General features: G+C 69.3%; 14 protein-coding genes. 6 read left to right on the top strand and 8 right to left on the bottom strand.

What is annotated here, in order from left to right; all coding sequences use genetic code 11:
• Nucleotides 1-150 precede the first annotated feature (150 nt).
• The 4 genes from rhaI to ACFQS2_RS10160 all read left to right on the top strand — a co-directional run bounded on the left by rhaI (nt 151) and on the right by ACFQS2_RS10160 (nt 5,920).
• Nucleotides 151-1,335 (top strand): L-rhamnose isomerase, encoded by a 1,185-nt coding sequence (rhaI, locus tag ACFQS2_RS10175; RefSeq protein ID WP_377793636.1) that lies wholly within the window; start codon nt 151-153, stop codon nt 1,333-1,335.
• 2 nt (nt 1,336-1,337) lie between these two features.
• Nucleotides 1,338-3,434 (top strand): bifunctional aldolase/short-chain dehydrogenase, encoded by a 2,097-nt coding sequence (locus ACFQS2_RS10170; protein WP_377793635.1) that lies wholly within the window; start codon nt 1,338-1,340, stop codon nt 3,432-3,434.
• A 14-nt stretch (nt 3,435-3,448) separates the two neighbouring features.
• Nucleotides 3,449-4,960 (top strand): rhamnulokinase family protein, encoded by a 1,512-nt coding sequence (locus ACFQS2_RS10165; protein WP_377793633.1) that lies wholly within the window; start codon nt 3,449-3,451, stop codon nt 4,958-4,960.
• Between the two features lie 195 nt (nt 4,961-5,155).
• Entirely contained in the window at nt 5,156-5,920 is a 765-nt protein-coding gene (locus tag ACFQS2_RS10160; RefSeq protein ID WP_377793632.1) for a DUF4143 domain-containing protein, read from the top strand.
• Nucleotides 5,921-5,929: 9 nt separating this feature from the next.
• On the opposite strand, the gene ACFQS2_RS10155 is transcribed toward ACFQS2_RS10160, so the two are convergent.
• Together ACFQS2_RS10155 and ACFQS2_RS10150 are read right to left on the bottom strand one after the other, a co-directional pair.
• Nucleotides 5,930-6,943, bottom strand: a complete 1,014-nt coding sequence (locus tag ACFQS2_RS10155) for a LacI family DNA-binding transcriptional regulator (RefSeq protein ID WP_377793631.1) — start codon at nt 6,941-6,943, stop codon at nt 5,930-5,932.
• An 80-nt stretch (nt 6,944-7,023) separates the two neighbouring features.
• Complete coding sequence (locus ACFQS2_RS10150) at nt 7,024-8,319, bottom strand: ABC transporter substrate-binding protein (RefSeq protein WP_377793630.1); 1,296 nt, start codon at nt 8,317-8,319, stop codon at nt 7,024-7,026.
• Between the two features lie 257 nt (nt 8,320-8,576).
• On the opposite strand from ACFQS2_RS10150, the gene ACFQS2_RS10145 reads away from it, so the two are divergent.
• Together ACFQS2_RS10145 and ACFQS2_RS10140 are read left to right on the top strand one after the other, a co-directional pair.
• Nucleotides 8,577-10,889 carry a family 78 glycoside hydrolase catalytic domain gene (locus ACFQS2_RS10145; protein WP_377793629.1) on the top strand — a complete coding sequence of 771 codons (2,313 nt, stop codon included), beginning with the start codon at nt 8,577-8,579 and terminating at the stop codon, nt 10,887-10,889.
• Between the two features lie 164 nt (nt 10,890-11,053).
• Complete coding sequence (locus ACFQS2_RS10140; RefSeq protein WP_377793627.1) at nt 11,054-12,352, top strand: ABC transporter substrate-binding protein; 1,299 nt, start codon at nt 11,054-11,056, stop codon at nt 12,350-12,352.
• A 298-nt stretch (nt 12,353-12,650) separates the two neighbouring features.
• Here ACFQS2_RS10140 and ACFQS2_RS10135 read toward each other — a convergent pair whose 3' ends face one another.
• From ACFQS2_RS10135 to ACFQS2_RS10110, 6 genes are read right to left on the bottom strand one after another with little or no spacing between them, the layout of a single operon-like run.
• Nucleotides 12,651-14,465: an ABC transporter substrate-binding protein gene (locus ACFQS2_RS10135; RefSeq protein WP_377018442.1), complete on the bottom strand. Its 1,815-nt coding sequence runs from the start codon at nt 14,463-14,465 to the stop codon at nt 12,651-12,653.
• Nucleotides 14,462-14,713, bottom strand: a complete 252-nt coding sequence (locus ACFQS2_RS10130; RefSeq protein WP_377018441.1) for a hypothetical protein — start codon at nt 14,711-14,713, stop codon at nt 14,462-14,464. The genes ACFQS2_RS10135 and ACFQS2_RS10130 overlap by 4 nt, the downstream gene beginning before the upstream one ends.
• Nucleotides 14,710-15,822, bottom strand: a complete 1,113-nt coding sequence (locus ACFQS2_RS10125) for an ABC transporter ATP-binding protein (RefSeq protein WP_377793626.1) — start codon at nt 15,820-15,822, stop codon at nt 14,710-14,712. The genes ACFQS2_RS10130 and ACFQS2_RS10125 overlap by 4 nt, the downstream gene beginning before the upstream one ends.
• On the bottom strand, nt 15,815-16,897 hold the full coding sequence (locus tag ACFQS2_RS10120) for an ABC transporter ATP-binding protein (RefSeq protein ID WP_377018439.1): 1,083 nt from the start codon (nt 16,895-16,897) through the stop codon (nt 15,815-15,817). The genes ACFQS2_RS10125 and ACFQS2_RS10120 overlap by 8 nt, the downstream gene beginning before the upstream one ends.
• Complete coding sequence (locus tag ACFQS2_RS10115) at nt 16,897-17,826, bottom strand: ABC transporter permease (protein ID WP_377793625.1); 930 nt, start codon at nt 17,824-17,826, stop codon at nt 16,897-16,899. Before ACFQS2_RS10115 ends, ACFQS2_RS10120 begins: the two co-directional genes overlap by 1 nt.
• Nucleotides 17,823-18,914, bottom strand: coding sequence for an ABC transporter permease (locus ACFQS2_RS10110; protein ID WP_377018437.1), 1,092 nt, complete (start codon nt 18,912-18,914; stop codon nt 17,823-17,825). The genes ACFQS2_RS10115 and ACFQS2_RS10110 overlap by 4 nt, the downstream gene beginning before the upstream one ends.
• Nucleotides 18,915-19,081: the final 167 nt, after the last annotated feature.

The following is a 19,081-nucleotide window of genomic DNA, read 5'->3' as shown; positions in this document are numbered from 1 at the left end:
ACCCCCGTGCTACGGTTGTTGAGTCGTTTCAACCTGCGCCGGGCGCTGGATACCGTGCAGTCACCCTGCTCGGCACGACGTCTCCGGACGCACAGGATCCGGCCCGTCAGCGTCGACGACCCACGAAGCCCGACCACGAAGGAGCTCCTCATGGCCCCCGCTCCCCTGCCCGCCTTACCCGAGAACGTCGCGCGCGACCTGCGCCAATTCACCATCGAGGTGCCCAGCTGGGGCTACGGCAACTCCGGAACGCGTTTCAAGGTGTTCGGCACTCCGGGCACTCCCCGGGACCCGTTCGAGAAGATCGCCGACGCCGCCCAGACCCATGCGTACACCGGTGCCGCACCGCGGGTCTCCCTGCACTACCCCTGGGACAAGGTGGAGGACTTCGCAGCGCTGCGTTCCTTCGCCGAGGAGCAGGGCGTGCGGATCGGGATGATCAACTCCAACACCTTCCAGGACGACGAGTACAAGTTCGGCTCGCTCACCCACACCGATGCCGCCGTGCGGCGCCGCGCGATCGATCATCATCTCGAATGCCTCGAGGTCATGCGCGCCACCGGCTCGCACGAGCTGAAGATCTGGCTGGCCGACGGCACCAACTACGCCGGTCAGGACTCGATCCGCCGCCGCCAGGACCACCTCGCCGAGTCGCTGAGGGAGATCTACGCGGCTCTCCACGACGGCGAGCGCATGGTGCTCGAGTACAAGTTCTTCGAGCCGGCGTTCTACCACACGGACGTTCCCGACTGGGGCACCAGCCTGCTGCACTGCCTCGCCCTCGGCGAGCAGGCCATGGTGGTGCTCGATACCGGCCACCACGCCCCCGGCACCAACATCGAGTTCATCGTCGCCCAGCTGCTGCGCCAGAACCGACTCGGTGCGTTCGACTTCAACTCCCGCAACTACGCCGACGACGACCTCATCGTCGGCTCCGCGGACCCGTTCCAGCTGTTCCGCATCCTGTTCGAGATCGTCCAGCAGGATGCCCACCGGCCCGCATCGGGCGTGAACTTCATGCTGGACCAGTGCCACAACCTGGAGTCGAAGATCCAGGGCCAGATCCGATCCGTGCTGAACGTGCAGGAGACCCTGGCCAAGGCGCTGCTGGTGGATCGCGAGGCGCTCGATGACGCGCAGCAGCGCCACGACGTGCTCGAGGCGCACGGGATCCTGATGGACGCGTTCTGGACCGATGTGCGCCCGGCGCTGGCGGCGCTGCGCGAGGAGCAGGGACTGCCGACGGACCCGTTCACCGCGTTCCGCTCCAGCGGCTACGAGGAGAAGGTCGCCGCCGAGCGCGTCGGCGGGAACCAGATGGGATGGGGAGCCTGAGTATGAACGAGCACAGCACCACTGCCGGCGCCGCGGGCGGCACGGGCCGTACCGCCGGTGGCACGGCCACCGAGACCGTCGGCGCCCTGATCGCCCGCTCGAACGAGCTGGGCGCGGATCCGCGCAACACCAACTACGCCGGCGGCAACACCTCGGCCAAGGGCACCGACGTCGACCCCGTCACCGCTGAGGAGATCGAGCTGCTGTGGGTCAAGGGCTCCGGCGGCGATCTCGGCACCCTGACCGAGAAGGGCCTGGCGGTGCTGCGACTGGACCGCGTGCGGGCCCTGCAGGACGTGTACCCGGGCGTGGAGCGCGAGGACGAGATGGTCGCGGCCTTCGACTACTGCCTGCACGGCAAGGGCGGTGCCGCCCCGTCGATCGACACCGCGATGCACGCCCTGGTCGACGCGCCCCATGTCGATCACCTCCACCCCGATGCCGGGATCGCCCTGGCGACGGCGGCCGACGGGGAGAGACTGACCCACGAGTGCTTCGGCGAGGCCGTGGTGTGGGTGCCCTGGCGCCGCCCCGGCTTCCAGCTGGGCCTGGACATCGCCGCGATCAAGAGGCAGAACCCGCAGGCGATCGGCTGCATCCTGGGAGGTCACGGCATCACCGCCTGGGGCGAGACGTCCGAGCAGGCTCAGCAGAACTCGCTGCGGATCATCCGCGAGGCCACCGAGTTCATCGAGGCCACCGGCGCCGCAGAGCCGTTCGGCGCCCACGACCCCGCCCGGGCGGCTCTGCCCGAGGCCGAGCGTCGGGCGAAGGCCTCGGCTCTGTTCCCCGTCGTCCGCGGGCTGGCCTCGACGGACGCTCCCATGGTCGGGCACTGGACGGACACCGACGCCGTCCACGAGTTCCTGGCAAGCGAGAAACTGGCGTCGCTGGCGGAGCTGGGCACCTCCTGCCCCGACCACTTCCTGCGCACCAAGGTCAAGCCCCTGGTCCTGGACCTCCCGGCCGATGCCCCGATCGAGGACGCCGTCGCCCGGCTGCGGGAGCTGCACGAGGCCTACCGCGCCGACTACACCTCCTACTACGAGCGCCACGCCGACGCGGACTCCCCCGCCATGCGCGGCGCGGACCCGGCGATCGTGCTGGTCCCCGGGGTGGGCATGTTCTCCTTCGGCAAGGACAAGCAGACCGCCCGCGTGGCCGGCGAGTTCTACGTCAATGCGATCAATGTGATGCGTGGGGCGGAAGCGATCTCGACCTACTCCCCCATCGACGAGTCCGAGAAGTTCCGCATCGAGTACTGGGCTCTCGAGGAGGCGAAGCTGCAGCGCCGTCCGACGCCCAAGCCCCTGGCCACCCGCGTCGCCCTGGTCACCGGCGGCGGCTCCGGCATCGGCAAGGCCACCGCCACCCGGCTGGTTGCCGAGGGCGCGTGCGTCGTGATCGCCGATCTGAACCTCGAGAACGCCGAAGCGGTCGCCGAGGAGCTCGGCGGGCCGGATGTGGCGGTGGCTCTGAAGGCGGACGTCTCCGATGAGCAGGCCGTGGTCGAGATGGTCCGCGAGGCCGTGCTGCCCTTCGGCGGGCTCGACCTGATCGTCAACAACGCCGGGCTCTCGCTGTCCAAGCCGCTGCTGGAGACCACCGCGAAGGACTGGGACCTCCAGCACGACGTGATGGCCCGCGGCTCCTTCCTGGTCTCCCGCGAGACGGCCAGGGTGATGATCGACCAAGCCATGGGCGGGGACATCATCTACATCTCCTCGAAGAACTCCGTGTTCGCCGGGCCCAACAACATCGCCTACTCCGCCACCAAGGCCGATCAGGCGCACCAGGTGCGACTGCTCGCAGCGGAGCTGGGCGGGGACCAGATCCGCGTCAACGGCATCAACCCCGACGGCGTGGTGCGCGGCTCCGGCATCTTCGCCGGCGGCTGGGGCGCCTCGCGGGCGAAGGTCTACGGCGTCGAGGAGGAGAAGCTCGGCGAGTTCTATGCCCAGCGCACCCTGCTGAAGCGCGAGGTGCTGCCGGAGAACGTCGCGAACGCCGTGTACGCGCTGACGGCCGGGGACCTCTCGCACACCACGGGCCTGCACATCCCGGTCGACGCCGGCGTCGCCGCCGCGTTCCTGCGCTGAGGGGACGGGACGGCATGGCGCACGACGAGGTGCAGGGCTCCGCGCAGGCCGCGGCGGTGCCACCCGTGGCGATCGCCGCGGTCGATCTCGGCGCGACGTCCGGCCGGGTGATGCTCGGCGTGGTCTCCGCCGCGGGCATCGAGCTGACCGAGGCACGGCGCTTCGCCCACGAGCTGCGTGACCGGGACGGTCACCTCACCTGGGACATCGACGAGCTATGGGCCCAGATCCAGGAGGGCCTGCGCGAGGCGGCCGCTCTCGCGCGCGAGCGCGGGCTGGAGCTGGCCTCGATCGGCATCGACTCGTGGGCGGTGGACTACGTGCTCGTCGGGCCCGACGGGTCCCGGATCGGGAACGCGATCTCCTATCGCGACTCCCGCACCGACGGGGTGGCCGACGAGGTCGCCGAACGCGCCAGCCGCGAGCGGCAGTTCGAGATCACCGGCATCGCCCAGCAGCCGTTCAACACGATCTACCAGTTCGCCGCCGACGAGCGCCTGCGGGACCTGCCCGAGGGCTCCCACGCCCTGATGCTGCCGGACTACCTCGCCTTCCTGCTGACGGGGCAGCGGCGCACGGAGGTCACCAACGCCTCCACCACGGGACTGTTCGATGTGCGCGGGCGCGCCTTCTCTCCCGAACTGTTGGCAGCGGTCGGGGTGGAGCTTGCGATCTTCGCCCCACTGATCGAGCCGGGTGAGCGCATCGGGGAGGTGCGGGAGGAAATCGCCGTAGAACTGGGCCTGCACCGGGTGGCGGTGACCGCCGTCGGCTCGCACGACACCGCCTCGGCGGTGCTTGCGGTTCCGTCCGCAACGAGCGTCGAGTCCACGACCGACGGCCCCATCGCCTACATCTCCTCGGGCACCTGGTCTCTGGTGGGGCTGGAGCTGCGCGAACCGATCCCCACCGAGGCCGCCCGACGGGCCGGGTTCACCAACGAGGGCGGCGTCGGCGGCACGACCCGCTTCCTGCAGAACGTCATGGGCCTGTGGCTGGTCTCGGAGTGCATGCGCCAGTGGTCCGAGGAGGGCCGCGAGACCGAGCTCGAGGAGCTTCTGGAGGCGGCCGCCGCCGAGCCCGGCGGACGATTCGTCATCGACGCCACCGACTCCCAGTTCCTGCCGCCCGGGGCGATGGCCGACCGGGTGGCCCGGGCCGCACGCCCGGGACCGGCAGCACACGGCGAGCACGACGTCCCGCGGACGAGTGCCGAGATCGTGCGCTGCCTTCTCGACTCCCTGGCCATCGCCTACCGCGACGCCGTGACCACGGCCTGTGAGCTGGCCGGGACGGGGACGCCGGCGAGAGTCCACGTCGTCGGTGGCGGCAGTCAGGGCGCCCTGCTGAATCAGCTGACGGCCGACGCCCTGGGCGTCGAGGTGGTGGCCGGCCCCGTGGAGGCCACCGCCCTGGGGAACGTTGCCGTCCAAGCGGCGGCTGTCGGCGCGATCGAGGACAGCGCGGAGGCGATGCGCGCGCGCATCCGCGCCGGGGCCGAGCTGAGCAGATTCGCACCGTCCTGAGCGGTGTCGGTTCCGTACCGGGTGCGACGCTGACCGGACAGTTTTGCGAACCCGTACGGTGAACCGCCTCGAAACTGCACGGTGAGTGCCTGCGGATCTGTACGGTGGAGCGTTGCGAAATTGTACGGCAGAAGCCTGCGAATCTGTACGGAAGTGCGCTGCACCCGGGAGATCCTCGCGTCCGGCTTTCCCGGGATGCGACTGGCCGCGGAGAGCGCGCGGAACGACCTGCTGGACTCCTACCTCTCCTTCGCGGTCGAGCGGGAGATGCCCGCTCTCGGCACGGTCGTCCGGCGCCCCCAGGCACTCACGGCCTGGCTCCGCGCCTACGCAGCCGCCTCCTCGACCACCGCCAGCTTCGAAGCGATAGCGGACGCCGTCTCACGAGACGCCCGCCCGCGCCGAGCGACGATCGCCGACCATCGGGAAGCTCTCGGCCAGCTCTACCTGCTGGACGAGGTGCCGGCCTGGGCCCCGTTCGGCAAGGAGCTCAGCCGCCTGGGCGGTGCCCCGAAGCACCAGCTCGCCGATCCCGCTCTGGCGGCGCGCCTCCTGCGCGTCGGACCGGATGCCCTGATATCCGCGTCCGGGATCGCCGACACCTCGCCGTCGTTCCGCGCACTGCGGCGCGGTCCGCTCCTGGGGTCGCTCTTCGAATCGTTGGCGACTCTCTGCGTGCGGGTGTATGCACAGCCCCACCGCGCGAACGTCGTCCACCTGCGCACTCACGGTGGGGACCACGAGATCGACATGATCCTCGAGCGGGAGGACGGGCGGATTCTCGCCATCGAGGTGAAACTGTCGTCCTCCATCGATGACGAGGATGTGCGTCATCTGCACTGGCTGGAGGACAAGCTGGGCGAGGACGTCGTCGACCGCATCGTCCTGACGACCGGCCGCACGGCCTACCGACGGGCCGACGGCACGGCGGTCGTCCCACTCGCGCTGCTCGGCCCGTGAGCGCCCACCTCAGCCCGTCGTCGACTCCCGCTCGACCAGCTCCGGCCGGAAGCTGACGTGGCGGTGCGGGGCATCGCGATCCGCGATCTCCTCCTCCAGCAGGGCGAGTGCGGTGCGGCCCATGAGGTCGGAGGGCTGGGAGACGGAGGTCAGCGGCACCACGGTGCTGCTGGCGAAGGCGATGTCGTCGTAGCCGACCAGGGCGATCTCCTCCGGCACCGCGACCTGGTGACGGAATGCGAAGGCCTGCAGCACCCCGACCGCGAGCAGGTCGTTGACGCAGAAGACGGCGTCCGGGCGCTCGGCGCGGGACCGCTCCACGACCTTCTCGCCGACGTGGCGCCCGGCGAGCACCGTGAGGTCCTCGGCCTCGAGCACCTCGATCTCGATCCCGGCATCGGCCGCGGCCCGCCGGGCTCCGCGCAGGCGGTCGGCGACCTGGCGGAGGTCCTGGCGGGCTGCGACCACGCCGATCCGGCGCCGGCCGAGGGAGGCCAGGTGGCGCACCGCGATCTCGCCGCCGGCGATGTCGTCGACGCTGACAGAGGAGCCGTCCGCTGCATTGCGCTCGCTCTCGACCAGCACCACCGGGGTGCCGCGGCGGCGGATCGAGTCGATCAGCTCGGCGGTTCCGCCCGTGGAGGCCAGCAGGATGCCGCGCACCCGCTGCTCCTCGAACAGGGAAAGGTACAGGCGCTCGCGCTGCTCACGGTTGTTGGTGCCGCCGGCGATCACGGCGAGGCCGGACGCCTCGGCGGCCGCCTCGATCCCGCCCACCAGCTGGGTGTAGAAGGGATTGCCGGAGTCCAGGACGATGGCGCCGACGGTGCGGGAGTGGCCGACCTTCAGCTGCCTCGCGGCGTCGTTGCGCACGTACCCGAGCTCGCGGATCGCCTGCTCGACGCGTTCACGCCGGTCGGCCGAGACGATGTCGCGACGGTTCAGGACGTTCGAGACGGTGCCCACCGAGACGCCGGCGTGCCGGGCGACGTCCTTCATGCTCACCGGGCGGCTGGCGGCCACTGCGCACGCTCCTCTCGCAGACGGGTGATCCCGGGCCCATCAGCCCGGGATCACGATGCCGCGACTTTACCGTGCCCGCCTCATTCCAGCAGAGCAGGCGCCTCCTCGACCACGGACGCCGCGGCCGCGGCCGGATCCGCACGCTCGAAGAGCACGTCCTCCATGTAGCGAGAGATCAGGTCGCCGACGGAGCTGCCTCCCGGCGGGGTGATCGGGGGCGGGTCACCGAGCTCCTCGGCGATCGCCTCGATGAAGTCGATGGTCTTGAGGTCGGAGTCGGCCAGCTGCGGGGTGATGGCCTCGCGCACGTCGAGATTGGCGGGCACTCCGCGCTCGGCGAGCAGGGTCCTGCCGGCGTCGAGATCGTTGACGAGCCAGTCGACGAAGGCGACCGCCTCCTCCTGCTTCGCGGTGCCGGCCGCCACGGAGAAGTACATCGAAGCCTTGTACCAGAGCTGCGCATCGGCCGCTGCGCCGGTCCTGGAGGGCATCCGCAGGATCTTCACTGCGCCGTCCAGTGCGCTGTCGAGGGTGACGACCTGGTTCGACCACTGGGACTGCAGACCGCATCTCCCCTTGGCGAACAGCGCCTGGTCCACCGTCTGGCCGACCTCCTCGACCGCCACCGAGGCAGACGGGGCAGCGGCCGAGGCCTGCAGCTGGAGTGCGAAGTCCATCCAGTCCTGGAGCTGTTCGGCGGTGAAGCCGATTCCGTCGTCGCTGAACCGTTCGGCGCCCAGCTGGCGGAGGTAGACCGACAGCGTCGGGTCACCGGCCGCACCGAACTGCTGCGTGCCGTAGGTGCCCTCGGGTGTGTTCTCGGTGATCGCGGTGGCGATCTCGACCAGGTCGTCCCAGGTCCACGTGGTGTCGTCGGGCATCTCTACCCCGGCGGCTTCGAACACGGCGGGGTTGGCCATCAGCACGGGCGCGTTGACGCCGGCGTTGACGGCATACAGCCCATCGTCCACCCGTCCGGCATCGAGCGCGGCCTGGTCGAACGCGGAGGTGTCGAGATCGGTGGAGGCGAGATCCAGGAGGATGTCGCGACTGGCGTACTCCGCGAGATACCCCTCGTCCATCTGCAGGATGTCGGGCGTATCGCCCCCGGCGACCTGGGTGGCGAGCTTGTCCCAGTACCCGTTCCAGTCGACCGGCTCGGGAGAGATGGACAGATCCGGCTCGATCTCCGAGTAGGCCTGTATCGCTGCCTTGGTGTACTCGTCACGCTTGGCGTTGCCCCACCAGGCGAAGCGCAGACCGCCGCCCTCGGAGGATCCGGATCCGCCGCCCGAGGCGTTGGGTCCGCAGGCCGCGAAGCCGGTGAGCGATGTCAGGGCGAGGGGAAGAGCCAGTGCGGTGCGACGAGTGGGCATGGGCGATCTCCTTCGATCGAGGGGAGGCCGAGTCTAGACACGTCGATTGAAACGTGTAAACAGGGGTCCGGGACCTCGCTCGCCGACACCGGCCGGCGGCCCTGCTCCCGAAGCACCGCGCGTCCCGCCCGTCAGCTAGGGTCGAGCGTGAGTCGTTTCACTGCGCCTCCGCCGACGTTCTCGGCCCGTGCCGCCCGGCGGCGCGTCCGCGGAACGCTCGCCCTCAGCCCGACGATGTGATCTCGAGGAACCCGCCCATGCCCGCTCCCGTCCGTGACCGCCCATCGGCGCCCTCCAGCGCCGCCCAGGCACTGACCGATGCACTCGCCATCACGGCTCCGCAGGACACCGGCCGGCTTCCGGTGCTGATCCGTCGCCTCGCGCTCGAGGCCGACCCTGCTCGCGTCGCCCGCGCCGAGCTGGTGGCCACGGCTCACGGTGTCTATGACGCGCGCATCGGCGGCCATCCGGTGACCGCTTCCGTGCTGAACCCGGGTTGGACGGTGTACGAGCGACGGCTGCAGGTGCAGCGATTCGACGTCACGGAGCAGGTTCGCGACGCGGCCGGAGGCGCCAGCGAGCGAACCCTCGATCTCGCCGTCACTCTTGCCGGAGGCTGGTGGCGCGGCGACTTCGGCTTCGACGGCGGCGTCAACTACGGTCCGGACCTCGCCTTCCTCGCCGCGGTGGAGATCACCTTCGACGACGGCTCCACGCAGCGTGTCGTCACGGACGAGTCCTGGAGCTCGCACCTGAGCCCGATCGACCTGGCGAGCCTGTACCACGGCCAGCGCGAAGATCGTCGGCTCGCACCGACGCCCGCGGAACCGGTCCGGGTCGTGGAGATCGACCGCGAGACCCTCGTCGAGCAGGCCTCACCGCTGATCATCCGGCACGAGACCCGCCGCCCCGAGAGGATCTGGACGTCCCCATCCGGCAGGACCCTGCTCGACCTCGGGCAGAACCTGGTGGGCCATCTGCGCTTCACCGTCACGGGCGAGGCCGGCGCCGAGATCACGCTGCGTCACGCCGAGGTCCTCGAGCACGGCGAACTGGGCACGCGGCCGCTGCGCGCCGCCGAGGCGACCGATCGGATCGTCCTCGTCGGCGATCCCGCCGGCGAGACGTTCGATCCGAGCTTCACGTTCCACGGCTTCCGCTACGCGGAGATCACCGGCTGGCCCGGCGACCTGCGCCCCGAGGACGTCGAAGCCGTCGTGGTCCACTCCGATATACCCCGCACCGGGTGGTTCGAGTGCTCGCACGCCGGCGTGAACCAGCTGGTGCAGAACTCCGTCTGGAGCCAGCGCGGAAACTTCCTGGCGGTTCCCACCGACTGCCCGCAGCGCGATGAGCGTCTGGGCTGGACCGGTGACATCTCCGCGTTCGCTGCGACCGCCGCCTATCAGTTCGATGTCTCCGGGTTCCTGCACAACTGGCTCATCGACCTGGCCGCGGAGGTGCGGATGAACCCGCGGTCGGTGGTGCCCTTCGTCGTGCCCGATCTGATCAAGCTCGGCGACGCGGACGGCCCCGCCTCCGGCACGAGCGAAGGCTGGGGCACGCCGACGGCCATCTGGGGCGATGCCGCCGTCTGGGTCCCGCAGGCGCTGTGGAACGCCTACGGAGATCTCGACCGGCTGCGCGAGCACTACCCCGGCATGGTGCTGCATCTCGAGTCCGTCGAGCGCGCCCTCTCCCCCAGCGGCCTGTGGGACACCGGCTTCCAGTTCGGTGACTGGCTCGATCCCGATGCCCCGCCGGACGCGCCGGCCGATGCGAAGGCCGACAAGGGCGTGGTCGCCACCGCCTGCCTCGTGCGCTCGGCCCGTTTCGCGGCGGAGACCGCACGGCTGCTCGGCGAGGACGATGATGCCCGGCGCTGGCAGGACCTCGCAGAGAGCACGCTCTCCGCGTTCACCGACGCCTACGTCGAGGCCGACGGTCGCATCCGCTCCGACTGCGCGACCGTGTATTCGCTGGCCATCGTCTTCGACCTGCTCGACGAACCCACCCGAGCCGCAGCCGGTCAGCGGCTCGCCGAGCTGGTGCGCGAGGCCGGCTACAAGGTCTCCACCGGCTTCGCCGGCACCCCGTTCGTGACGTGGGCACTGTCCGAGACCGGGCATGTCGAGGACGCGTACCGGCTGCTGCTCGAGGAGGAGAACCCTTCCTGGCTGTATCCGGTCTCGATGGGCGCCACCACGATCTGGGAGCGCTGGGATTCGATGCTGCCGGACGGCTCCATCAATCCCGGCGAGATGACCAGCTTCAACCACTATGCCCTGGGCGCGGTCGCCGACTGGATCTATCAGGTCGTCCTCGGTATCCGGCCGGCCGAGCCCGGATACCGCACGATCCTGCTGAAGCCCACACCGGGGCCCGGCATCGATTGGGCGAAGGGTGCCTATGACTCCGCCGTCGGCCGGATCGAGGTCGAATGGTCCACGGCGGAGGGCGGCTTCACCTGCACGGCGACCGTGCCCGCCGGCATCGACGCGCAGGTCGAGCTGCCCGACGGCACCGCCCGGCAGATCACCGGCACCGGGGAGCCCCGCACCCTGGCGTGACGCGCGCGCGTCGCAGCAACACTCGGAAAGCGTTTGATCCGCGTGGGGCGATCAGGAAGCATCATGCGTTCTCGGCAGGACAGGCCCCGCGGGGCCCGTGGGCGAAGCTGCTCACGTCGTCTCCTGCCGGGTCACTCCGACCCATCGATGTGCAGGAGAACGACATGCTCACCCGACGCCACACCCTGGCCCTGCTGGCTGCTGCCGGCGCGGCGCCCGCCCTCGCCGCCTGCGGCCCCAACGCCGGGTCCTCCGCGAGCGGGATGCGGATCTACTGGTGGGGTGGCGACCTTCGCAACGACCTCACCCGCGAGGTGCTGGACATGTACACCGCCGAGAACACGGAGGTGGAGGTCTCGCCGGAGTACAGCGAGTGGTCGAGCTACTGGGACAAACTGGCCACCCAGACCGCCGGCGGCACGATGCCCGACGTGGTGCAGATGGACGAGGCCTACATCGACTCCTACGGCACCGAGGGTTCGTTGCTCGATCTCGAGACCGTCTCGGACTCCCTGGATCTCTCCGCGATGGACGACGCCATCCTGGAGACGGGCCGCCTAGCCGATGGCACTCTGGTGGGCGCACCGAACGGCTTCAACCTCTTCGCCACCGGCATGAACCCGACCGTGCTCGAGCAGGCCGGCATCGACGCCCCGGACGACACCACGTGGACCTGGGACGACTTCCTCGAGCTGTGCCAGCAGATCTCGAAGTGGGGGAAGTCCACCGGCGAGGACGTGTTCGGCACCAGCTCCTTCGGGCTCGGCTCCGCCGACCTCGCCGCCTGGGCCCGCCAGACCGACAACCAGCAGCTGTTCCCACGCGAGGACGAGGAGCTGGTCACCAAGGACACGATCGTCGACCTGCTCGAGTTCAGCCGCAGTCTGGCTACCACCGGCGCCGCGCCGGGCGCCTCAGCGCAGATGGAGGACGACTCCGCAAGCCTCGAGCAGGGACGCTTCGCGACCAACCGCTGCGCCTTCATGCAGGTTCCGAGCTCGCAGATCCTCACGTTCCAGGAGTCCTCCGGCTCCCCGCTGCAGCTGCTGCGCATGCCGGCCCGCACCAGCGGAGAATCCCGCATGGTCAACAAAGCCTCGATGTACTGGTCCATCGGCAAGTCCACCGCGGACACCGCGCAGGCGGCCGACCTCACCAGCTTCCTGCTCGCCGATGACGCGGCGGCCGAGATCCTGAAGATCGAGCGCGGGATCCCGGCCTTCCCGGAGCTGCAGGAGACGGTGCGGCCCCTGCTGAGCGAGAACGAGCTGGTCTCTCTCGACTTCGCCCAGAAGATGCAGGAAGAGGTGGTCAAGCCTCCTGCGGTGACTCCCGCAACCGGTGTGGGCTTCGGCGACGAGTACGCCAATCTCGCCGAGGAATCCCTGTTCGGCAAGCGCTCGACCTCGGAGATCGCCGACGACATCCTCAGCACGCTCGAGAGCATGCAGCCACAGCGCTGACCTCCGTCACGCGCCCTTCCTCGGCGCCCTGCGTCGGCGCCGCCCGTCGCGCGCCGACCTTCGCGCGCCGACCTCCGCGCGCCCTGCGCCGGCGCCCGCGTCATGCGCCGAGATCCGCGACCTGGTGGAAATGAGCGAGACATTTCAACCAGGTCACGGATCTTGCGCGTGCCCTACCGCTCAGGGGCGCCCGGAGCGGACCATCCACGGCGCGATCACGCTCGTTCAGTCACCCTCGCGCGATCACGCTCGTTCGGTCACCCTCGCGCGATCACCTCGTGCGGTCACCCTCGTCCGGTCACTCCGCGACCGGCTCGATCGTGCCGCGGAACATCTCCAGCACCACGAAGTTGTCCGCATACGGGGCGTTGGCCAGGATCGGATCGTCCGTCGCCGGGAAGCCCTGGACGCGCACGCCCTCCAGGGCCGGGTTGTTCCCGTACCGCTCGAAGATCGGGATGATCGGCAGCAACTCGTTGAACGCGAGCGCCACGGTGGAGACGTTCTGCTTCTGTTCCTCCACGTCCAGGCCCTCGCCCGAGGTGGTCACCAGGGCCTCCAGGTCGACGGTGCCCGCGGACGTCTCGACGTCCTGCAGCGGGAACGCGTACCCCTTGCCTCCCTGGTTCTTGGCGATCGGGATGTTGTGCAGGAACAGGTCCGTCACGTACGAGAAGTAGGGATGGGGGTGCGTGGAGGAGCCCCAGGCCTGGATGGCCATCTGGAAGTCGCCCTTGTCGATGTCGATGGGCGCCTGCTTGTCGTCCAGCCCGCGAGCGGTCACCTGGATGCCGAACTCCGTGAGCTGCTCGGCGATGTTGGTTCCCGAGGCGGACCAGTCCGCGTACGTCTGGGGGAACTGGATCTCGTACTGGGCAGGGTTGCCCTCGGGCGTCATCCATGCATCGCCCTCCTTGGTCCAGCCGGCCTCCTCGAGCAGCGCGGTGGCCTTGTCCAGGTCCTGCTCGTACGTATCGAGCTTGCCCTTGACGTCTTCGGTCAGCCACTGCTCCACGAAGTTGTCGGAGAAACCGACCATGTTGACCACGGCCTTGCCGGAATCGGCCAGGGCGACCTGACCGTTGACCTCCCGGTCGATGAGATAGGCGAAGGCGCGGCGGGTGCGCACGTCGGCGAACTCCGGGAACTGATCCTGGTTGAGGTACAGGGCCGGGCCGGAATACACCGGGGGCCGCAGGATCGTGTACCCGGCGGCTTCGAAGGGCTCCTCCGAGGCAGGGGCGAACCCGTGAGTGGCGTAATCGATGTCCCCGGACTGGACCAGCGAGGTGATCTCGGTGGTCTCCCCGTTGTAGATCACGATGTTGTCGAAGGTGACCTTGTCCGCGCCGTACCCGGAGTCGTTGCGCACCAGGGTGAGCTGGGTGTTGGTGATGGTGTCGTAGTCGAAGTCGTACGGGCCCGAGACGATCACGTTCTCGGGCTTGAAGCTCTGGAACTCGGTGCCCAGGGCCTCGCCGTCGCCCTCGTCCATCGTGCCGCCGGCATCGACGATCGCCTTGGCGCGATCGGCCCACTCGCCGTACTGCGCGGTCGAGAGGATGTTGCTCTTGAGGATGTAGCGCTCGAGCACCGCCGGCGGGTTCTCGAAGTTGACCACGAACGTGGTGTCGTCCGGCGCTTCCATGCCCTTGATGAAGTCCCAGGCCGGGGAGCGCTGGATGAACTGGACGTAGAACGTGGTGAGGTAGTCCTGGGAGGTCAACGGCTCGCCGTCGCTCCAGGTCAGTCCGTCCTTGAGCGTCACGGTCAGGGTTCCGGCATCGGTGTCGAGGGTGTGGGAGTCCGCGATCAGGTATTCCCACTTCTCCTCGTCCCACAGCCACAGCGCGGGCGGCGGGACCAGCAGGTCCCGGTAGAGCCCGTCCCCGAGGATGGAGGTGGGCACGGCCGCGTACGGGATGCCGGCGAAGTTGAAGTGCCCCTCGGGAGGCTGCTTGTACGGCCACGCGCCGTGGAACGCCCCGCCGCCGCTGCCGCCCTCACCACCGCCCTCGGGCTCGGCCGGCGCGCACGCGGCGACCCCGGCTCCGGCGACCGAGGTCAGGCCGACCGCCTTCAGGACATCACGCCTGCTCCAGGTAGTGCTCATGTCTCCTCCTTGTGTGTGACGACGGAGTCGTCGGTGGGGTCGGACATCGCGTCCTCGCGATGTCGTCGTCGGGTGCTGATGCGCTGCGCCGCCACCGAGGCGATGACGATGCCGATGCCGAGCAGGAGCGCGATGATGCTGACGATCCGTTCGGCGGTCCCGGCGCTGGTACCGGGGATCATGAGGGCCGAGCCGACGGCCACGAAGCAGCCCAGGGACAGCAGGGCTCGGGCCGCGGTGTCGATCATGGCGAGGCACCTCCCCCGCCGGTGGGTGCCGGGGCGCGGGGCCCCGGCGTCGGACCAGCCGGATCAGCTGCCCCGGCCGGGTCGGTGAGCACGGTGCAGGCGACGTCCTGCGCAGGGGCCTGCGGCGAGGGCAGCAGCACCGGTCGGATCTCCCGGCAGCGGTCCTCGGCCAGCGGGCAGCGAGGGTGGAAGGTGCACCCGCTGGGCAGGTCGGACAGGCTCGGGAGGTCGGCGCTGAGCAGCCCTCCCCCGGCCTTCTTCTGCTTGCTCAGCTCCGGGTCCGGCTCGGGGACGGCCTCGAGCAGCGCCCGGGTGTAGGGATGCTGAGGATTGTTGATCACCTGCGGGGTCGGGCCGGCCTCGACGATCTTGCCGAGGTACATCACCGCGGTGCGCCCCTCCCAGGCGAAGTACTTCGCCAGGGCCAGGTCGTGGGTGATGTAGATGAAGCCGACGCCCTCCTCCTTCCGCAGGCGGGTGAGCATGTTCAGCAGGCTCACCCGGATGGAGACGTCGAGCATCGAGGTGGACTCGTCGGCGATCAGCAGTCGCGGCGAGAGGGTGAGTCCGCGAGCGACGGAGACGCGCTGGCGCTGCCCGCCGGACATCTGGTGGGGGAACTTCGCGCGGTAGCTCTCCGGTGGGGTGAGGTCGACCCGCGTGAGCAGCTCGTCCACCTGCTGGTCGACCTCGGCGGCGCTGCGGGCCAGGCCGTGGCGCCGCAGCGGGACCGCAAGGGTGCTGCGGATGGAACGGATCGGGTTCAGCGAGGCGTAGGGATCCTGGTGGATGTACTGGACCGCACGCCGGTACTCACGGCGTTCGGCGCGGGTCATCTCGGCCAGGTCCTTGCCCTCGAAGCGCACCGAGCCGGAGGTCGGAGAGGCGAGGCCCGCGGCCAGGCGGGCAGTGGTCGTCTTGCCGCTGCCGGATTCGCCCACCAGGCACAGCACCTCGCCGGGGCCGACGCTGAGGGAGACGTCCGAGACGGCGGGCAGATCCTTGCCTTTGACGTGGAAGACCTGGGAGGCGTGGTCCAGCTCGATCAGCGGTGTGGAGGGCGACGGCGCATCGTGGCTCGTCGCCGGGTCGTGGGCGGCCTCAAGCACGGGCGATCACCTTCCGTTCGTGGTTGACCTGGTCGTGGTGGATGCAGGCCGCCGCGTGGGTCATGTCGCGGGGACGCTGGGTCAGGGTGATCAGCTCGGGCTCTACCGGCAGGCACTCGTCGGTGGCCAGTTCGCACCGGGGCGCGAAGGCGCAGCCGGGTGGCAGTGTGGCCAGGGACGGCGGAGCGCCGGGAATGGAGGCCAGCTCCGGCAGGTCGCCGACGACGGGCGGGACCGCGTTGATGAGCTTCGAGGTGTACGGGTGCTTGGGCGCCGAGAAGATGTCCCGGGTGGAGCCGGTCTCGATGACCTTGCCGGCGTACATCGTGATCACCCGATCCGCGAGCTCCGCGGCGAGTGCGAGATCGTGGGAGATGAAGATCATCGCGAACTTGAACTCCTCGCGCAGCTCCGCGAGCAGGTCGATCACGGTGCGCTGGGTGAGGATGTCCAGTGCCGTGGTCGGTTCGTCCAGCACCAGCAGCCGCGGGCGCAGCAGCAGACCGGTCGCGATCAGCGCACGCTGCTTCATCCCGCCCGACATCTCGTGCGGATAGCTGCCGAGGACCCGTTTCGGCTCCAGCCGCACCGAGCGCAGCGCCTCGCTGGAGCGTTCGATGATCTCGCGCCGCGAGATGCGACCGTGGGCATGGTCGATGAGGGTGTCGGCCATCTGCTGTCCGATGGTCAGCACGGGGTTGAAGGCGTTCTGCGCGCCCTGGAACACCATGGCCGCCTCCGACCACCGCCAGCGGCGCAGCTGGGAGGTCGACATGGCGGTGACGTCCTGCCGGACGCCGTCATCCCCGGTGTAGGTCACGGTGCCGCCGGTGATCTCGCCGAGGGTGGGCAGCAGGCGCAGCAGAGCCAGCCCCAGGGTGGTCTTGCCGCAGCCGGATTCGCCGACCAGCGCCAGCGAGGATTCCGGGTAGAGGTCGAAGCTCACCCCGCGCAGGGCGCGCACGGCGGTGTCCTTGCCGGTGCGGTAGGCGACCTGGAGATCGCGCGCGGACAGCACGGGAGCGTCCTCGGTGGAGGCGGGCCGGCTGGTCTCGGACGTCGTGGAGGCAGTCATCAGCGGTCCCTCAGTCGTGGGTTCAGGATCTCTTCCAAGGTGCGGGTCAGCAGGATCAGCCCGAGCTGGAGGAGGACGATCATCGTCACCGGCGCGACGATGTACGGCATCGCATCGGGGTTGAACATCGCGCCCTTGGTCCACGCGTCGTTGATCATGATTCCCCAGTTGGTCCCGCGCTGCGGGGCCAGGCCCAGCAGGTACAGGCCGACCATCGCGTAGATCGCGTTGGTCACGGCGATGATGAAGTTGATGAGGATGTAGCTGGCCATGTTGGGCACGATCTCGCCGAACACGATGCGCAGCCATCCCACGTCCAGCAGCTGCGCGGCCTCGACGAACTCGCGCTCCTTGAGGGAGAGCACCTGGGCGCGGATCGACCGCATCAGCACCGGCCAGGTCAGCACGCCGATGATGACTCCCAGCAGCAGGGGCGAGTCGAGCTTGTAGAACGCTCCGACCACCGCGAGCAGCACGATCTGGGGAATCGTCATGACGATGTCGGTCAGCTGCAGCATGGCGGCGTCGAAGCGGCCACCGAAGTAGCCGGCCAGGGAGCCGATGGCCACGGCGATCACGGTGGTGATGGCGGCGGCCAGGAAGCCGACCATCAGCACGGTGCGTCCGCCGATGATCACGAGGTGGACGGTGTCCTTGCCGTTGCCCTCCAGGCCCAGCCAGTGCTGGGCGCTGGGGCCTTCCCAGGCGCGGGCCGCGTCGCCCGGCACGGAGGTGCCCATGACGAGAGGACCGATCAGGGAGATCGCGAGGATCATCAGCACCAGGCACAGTCCGACGAAGCCGGAGGTGCTGCGGGTGAGTTCGCTGAACAGACGGCGCAGCGGATTGGTGCCCTTCGCCGCGGTCGTGCCCTCGGTGGGGGCCGGGACGGCGGGCCCGGGAGCCGTCGGCGGTGCCTCGGCGCTCATGCCGCACCTCCTTCGCCCAGTCGGATCCGCGGGTCGAGGGCGGCGTTGATCAGGTCGGCCGCCAGGTTCGCGAGCACGACGGTGATGGTCACCACCAGCAGAACTCCTTGGATGGTCGGGTAGTCGCGGGTGTTGATCGACTCGAACAGCAGCAGGCCGACGCCCTCGTAGGAGAACGTCTGCTCCACGAAGATGGCGCCGCCGACGACGAAGCCGGCCTGGGTGGCGATCTGGGCGATCAGCGGCAGCAGGGCGTTGCGGCCGACGTAGTTGCCCTGGATGCGGGACTCCCGCAGACCGCGCGCCTTGGCGACGGTCACGTAGTCCTCGCCCAGGACCTGGGTGGTGGAGGACTTCATGATCAGCGCCCAGGTGCCCACCGTGGTGAGGATGTAGGTGATCATCGGGAGCGTGGCGTGGTATCCGATGTCCGAGAGGAACCGCAGCGAGAACTCGGGGTCGACGCCGGGCGAGACGTTCCCGCGCATCCGGGTGTAGTCGATGACGCCGAGCTGGACGGCGCCGACCACCACGATGAGGATCGCCAGCAGGTAGTTGGGGATGGCGTGCAGGCCGCTGCCGATGACGGAGACGGCGTGGTCGATGACGCCGCCGCGGCGGTAGGCCATGATCATGCCGAGCAGGAGCCCGATGGTGATCGAGATGAGCAGGGCCATTCCCACGCTGTACAGGGTCCACGGGAGGTAGGTCGCGATCTTCTCGGTGACCGTGACGCCGGGGGTCGCGATCGACGTGCCGAGGTCGCCGCGGAGCACGCCCGCCATGTAGTCGATGTACTGGCGCCACAGCGGCGTGGACGGATCGAACCGGAAGAAGGTGGCGGCCTCGGAGGCAGCCTGGTCGTACGACTTCCCGTACAGCGCGATCTGCTGATTGATGTAGACGTCCACCGGGTTGCCCGGCAGCAGGCGGACCATCAGGAACACCCCGGAGGCCACCACCCAGATCACGAACAGCGACCGCAGCAGGCGGCGCAGGATGAATGAGTGGTAGATGCGGTGCCCGAGAGACGGTCGGGGCGCGGCATCCTGCGGTGGGGCTACCGATGTCGATACGTCGGTGCTCATGCTCCTCCTCGGGCAAGCGACAGTGCTCGTAGCGAACACTAGCCACGAAGCCACCGTGTGAACGTCATACATTGCGTAACAGTTTGAGCACTTTTGCTCATTTGATCCCTCGAGCGGTCACGCTCACCCATCAAGGCCCGTCACGACGATGATCACGCGCCGCGCCG

The organism is Brachybacterium sp. GCM10030267 (genome assembly GCF_042666875.1).
Lineage (GTDB): Bacteria > Actinomycetota > Actinomycetes > Actinomycetales > Dermabacteraceae > Brachybacterium.
This window is presented reverse-complemented; position numbering and strand designations above follow the sequence as displayed.

Excerpts from the sequence above, each read along its gene's own strand:
- rhaI (WP_377793636.1), top strand. The coding sequence starts at position 151 with ATGGCCCCCGCTCCCCTGCCCGCCTTACCCGAGAACGTCGCGCGCGAC.
- ACFQS2_RS10170 (WP_377793635.1), top strand. The coding sequence starts at position 1,338 with ATGAACGAGCACAGCACCACTGCCGGCGCCGCGGGCGGCACGGGCCGT.
- ACFQS2_RS10165 (WP_377793633.1), top strand. The coding sequence starts at position 3,449 with ATGGCGCACGACGAGGTGCAGGGCTCCGCGCAGGCCGCGGCGGTGCCA.
- ACFQS2_RS10160 (WP_377793632.1), top strand. The coding sequence starts at position 5,156 with ATGCGACTGGCCGCGGAGAGCGCGCGGAACGACCTGCTGGACTCCTAC.
- ACFQS2_RS10150 (WP_377793630.1), bottom strand. The coding sequence starts at position 8,319 with ATGCCCACTCGTCGCACCGCACTGGCTCTTCCCCTCGCCCTGACATCG.
- ACFQS2_RS10145 (WP_377793629.1), top strand. The coding sequence starts at position 8,577 with ATGCCCGCTCCCGTCCGTGACCGCCCATCGGCGCCCTCCAGCGCCGCC.
- ACFQS2_RS10140 (WP_377793627.1), top strand. The coding sequence starts at position 11,054 with ATGCTCACCCGACGCCACACCCTGGCCCTGCTGGCTGCTGCCGGCGCG.
- ACFQS2_RS10135 (WP_377018442.1), bottom strand. The coding sequence starts at position 14,465 with ATGAGCACTACCTGGAGCAGGCGTGATGTCCTGAAGGCGGTCGGCCTG.
- ACFQS2_RS10130 (WP_377018441.1), bottom strand. The coding sequence starts at position 14,713 with ATGATCGACACCGCGGCCCGAGCCCTGCTGTCCCTGGGCTGCTTCGTG.
- ACFQS2_RS10120 (WP_377018439.1), bottom strand. The coding sequence starts at position 16,897 with ATGACTGCCTCCACGACGTCCGAGACCAGCCGGCCCGCCTCCACCGAG.
- ACFQS2_RS10115 (WP_377793625.1), bottom strand. The coding sequence starts at position 17,826 with ATGAGCGCCGAGGCACCGCCGACGGCTCCCGGGCCCGCCGTCCCGGCC.
- ACFQS2_RS10110 (WP_377018437.1), bottom strand. The coding sequence starts at position 18,914 with ATGAGCACCGACGTATCGACATCGGTAGCCCCACCGCAGGATGCCGCG.